General features: G+C 43.9%; 3 protein-coding genes. All 3 read left to right on the forward strand.

Annotation, left to right across the window (positions count from 1 at the left end):
- The coding region (locus tag WBA23_RS23015) for a T9SS type A sorting domain-containing protein (RefSeq protein ID WP_424584624.1) at nucleotides 1-1,688 on the forward strand (1,688 nt) is incomplete at its 5' end.
- 195 nt (nucleotides 1,689-1,883) lie between these two features.
- Nucleotides 1,884-3,515, forward strand: coding sequence for an L-glutamate gamma-semialdehyde dehydrogenase (pruA, locus tag WBA23_RS23020; RefSeq protein ID WP_424584625.1), 1,632 nt, complete (start codon nucleotides 1,884-1,886; stop codon nucleotides 3,513-3,515).
- 333 nt (nucleotides 3,516-3,848) lie between these two features.
- The coding region (locus WBA23_RS23025) for a hypothetical protein (protein WP_424584626.1) at nucleotides 3,849-4,083 on the forward strand (235 nt) is incomplete at its 3' end.

Below are 4,083 nucleotides of genomic sequence, written 5' to 3' on the forward strand. Positions count from 1 at the left end.
CCAAGGTAGGTTCCACGTTGAACACCTTCCGCGATGCAGGTGATAGCTACACGCTAACTATAGGAGTAGATGCTTCTGTGATGGATAACCAATACGTTTGGTTTCGTAATGGGGTAGCAGTTGATACTACCACTGTGGGGGAGTATGTGATGAATCCTATAGTTATCAGTGATAGTGGGGTATATATTTGCGAGGTAACCAACTCGGCAGCACCTGACCTCACGTTGATAAGCAACCCAATGACAGTAAACGTACAAGCTGAACCAAATAGCTTAATCTTTACTCCGGTGGCCGATGTAAACTTTGGAACGGCTCCATTTGTGTTCAATGCATCGGCTAGTTCAGGACTTCCGGTTTTATTTGAGGTAGTAGAGGGTGATAGCCTAGTGGATATTCAAGGTGATGTTGTAACTACTTTAGGTATCGGTCAGGTAATTGTTCGGGCGACTCAACCCGGCGATGACTTTTACGAAGCAGCTACGCCAATTACTCGTCAGTTTACGATCAACCAAGGTAGCCAGACGATTGCGTTTACTGCAATTAATGACCAAGATATTACTCTTGCCGATTCGGTAGAATTAGTTATTTCAGCCAGCTCGGGACTTCCTATTGATTTTATTATTGATGGCCCAGCCGAACTGACCGGCAGCACACTCTGGCTTTTAGATACCGGTATGGTTACAGTAACTGCTAATCAAGCTGGGAATGAGCTTTATCAACCTGCTTTTCCCGTTAGCCAACTATTCCTGGTTTTTACTTCGGATACCATACCTCCTCCTGTTGACTCCACATTAGAACATTCAGTTACAGTTCAGCTTACTTCTACTGATAATGCATCTTCGGTAACGGCCAGTCTACATAAGGCTTCTGGTAGTAGTTTTTCTATGGTGCAGGAAAAGCCACTGGTCTCCGGTAGCAGTGCATTCTCTAACGTAGCTGGTGGATTTTACAGTATACTATTAACCCCCTCCGGTGCAGCGCATTTCCCAACTTATTTAGGTGGGCGATTAACTTTAGCTCAGGCAGATATTATCGGAGTAGATCAGGATACTATACTATCCATCGCCCTAATCCCTAAGCCGGATACTACTGTGCAGCAGGGAGTAGCGGTAGGCGGTAGTTTAACTCCGGAAGGCTCGGCGGATGGTCGCTTCAAAGAGTCAGCTATGGCGGGTATTTCGGTCTATTTAGTTAATACAAGTGATCAGAGTATAGCAGGCTACGGCGTAACAAATGGTGAAGGAAAATTTTACTTTCCGAATATTCCTTCTGGCGATTACTTCTTCTTAGCAGACTACGAGGGTGTTGATTTACGAGATAACCAAATTGAGGTGAATGAAAAACCATTAATACTATCAGTTGAAGTGGGCAAACTTATCCGAATTGTTAATATAAATGAGGGGGAAGTACCGGTGCCTCCGGCTCTCATTACTAGTATTAATCAACTATCGAACGAGAATATCCGAGCGTATCCGAACCCAGTAGTTGACCAGCTGACTATAGATATCCCTACCAATTGGTTAGGCAGTCAAGCAGTAGTAATGAACACAACGGGGCAGCAGGTGGCGTATCAAACACTGAACCAAATACACAATAACTTGTCTACTCATTTGTTACCAACTGGACTGTACTATGTGCATATAAAAAATAGAGGTCAATCGCACTTCATAAAGATTGTAAAAAAGTAGATAATAATCGATCAAACAGGAAAGCCCCGGAAGCATATTTCGGGGCTTTTTTGTGCAAACACATTGAGCGTGACATGGTTCTTTCTTTAGAAAAGGGCTACCTTTGCAATACTTTTTAAGTACGTGAATGGTTTCCAGTTAGGTGTTCGCTATTTGCAACATTACCCAATCTTCAACCAGTAATTTTTAATCCTCATGTCTACCGGATTCTATCAAGTTCCTACCCCAACTAATGAACCTATTTATAGTTATGCTCCGGGTACCTCCGAGCGAGAGGCCCTTCAAGCTACGCTCACCGCATTGCAGTCTACGCAAGTAGAGGTACCGCTGTATATTGGAGGAGAACAGATTACGACTGATACCAAAAAAACTATGAGCTCCCCTCATAATCATCAGCACGTGCTGGGACACTACTACGAAGGTGATGCTTCTCACGTAAAGCAAGCGATTAATGCTGCTTTGGGAGCTAAATACGCCTGGGAAAATATGGCTTGGGAACAGCGGGCTAGTATCTTTTTAAAAGCTGCCGAGCTAATTGCTGGGAAGTACCGCTACCAAATGAATGCCGCTACTATGTTGGCACAATCTAAAACGGCACATCAGTCGGAGATTGATGCGGTGTGCGAACTTGTTGATTTTTTGCGGTTCAATGTAAAGTACATGACCGAAATTTACGAACAGCAGCCACCGATCTCTCCTAAAGGAGTTTGGAATCGGGTTGAGCAGCGTCCGTTAGAGGGATTCATCTTTGCAATTACCCCGTTTAACTTTACCGCCATTGCTGGAAATTTACCGACGGCTCCGGCCATGATGGGCAATACTGTCGTTTGGAAACCCGCTGAAACGCAAATTTACTCAGCTAATCTGCTGATGCAAATCTTTCGCGAAGCAGGTGTGCCCGATGGGGTAATTAACCTGATTAACGTAGATGGCCCAGTAGCCGGGGAAGTTGTGTTCAACCACCCCGATTTTGCCGGACTACACTTTACCGGAAGCACAAAGGTATTCAAGCAACTGTGGCAAACCATTGGGGATAATATTAATACCTATCGCTCGTATCCGCGCATTGTAGGAGAAACTGGAGGAAAAGATTTTATCGTTGCCCATCCGTCGGCCGATGCCAAAGCCGTGGCAACCGCTATTGTGCGGGGTGGGTTTGAGTTTCAGGGGCAGAAATGCTCCGCTGCATCCAGGGTATACATTCCTAATAATTTATGGGACGAGATAAAGGGCTACGTAATAGAAGACATTCAGCAGATCAAGATGGGTGATGTGGCCGATTTTCAAAATTTTATGAGTGCGGTAATCAGCGAAGTAGCCTTCGACCGAATTGCCAGTTACATTGATAAGGCGAAGGACGACCCGATGGTAGACATTATTGCCGGGGGCGAATATGATAAATCTAAAGGTTATTATATTCAGCCAACGGTGCTAGTGGCTCAGGAACCAAAGTATACTGCGATGTGCGAAGAAATCTTCGGCCCAGTAGTGACTATCTATGTTTATCAGGCCGAACGCTTTGAAGAAACGCTGGAGCTGGTTGATCAGACTTCGCCTTACGCTCTCACCGGTGCAATTTTCTCCCAAGACCGCTACGCCATTCAGCAAGCAACTCAAAAGCTTCGGCACGCTGCCGGTAATTTTTATATTAACGATAAGCCTACTGGCGCAGTCGTTGGTCAGCAGCCTTTTGGCGGAGCCCGAGGCTCTGGCACGAATGATAAAGCGGGAGCCGCATTGAATCTGCTACGCTGGGTTTCGCCTCGCACCATTAAAGAAACCTTCAACCCACCCACCGATTTTCGCTATCCTTTTATGGGGGAATAAAGTGCTTCCTACAGGAATCCTCTTGCTAGCTCTAGACTCAATATGGCTACCTTCTTGCTATCGGTAACAACTCTTTATGTCGGAAGGGCATCACAACTAGTTACAGCATACTTTTAAAGATCTGATCTTACTTACCGATTTATGAGTAGCAATCCGTTCCGATAGTTATTGTAGATCAACACAAACAGAATAGTATAAATTAATTGGAAACATTATGTACAGAAAGGAGAACTAAATATTATAATTAGGAAATAAGAGAAGTTATTATTATAATAGTAAGGCTATCATAATATATAGTAAAACAAAATATTAGGTGCTGCGTTAGTAAAATCAATGAATAGACTGCTAATATATCTGTTTCTAGTACTTCTGACAGCCGCACAGGTGTTAGCTACGTCTATTCATAAAGGTGGCTTACCTAATATTGCCCAATCTTCAGTTGATGCCTGTTTGACGATAACAATTTCGGTTACTAACCAGCTAGAACTTAATACTTCAGCGCAAGAACCTAATAAGTTTATACGGACTAGAAGTTTATCTAAGCGGCTTAAGAATAACAAGCGGGCTA

This window comes from Tunicatimonas sp. (assembly GCF_049647865.1).
Lineage (GTDB): Bacteria > Bacteroidota > Bacteroidia > Cytophagales > Cyclobacteriaceae > Tunicatimonas.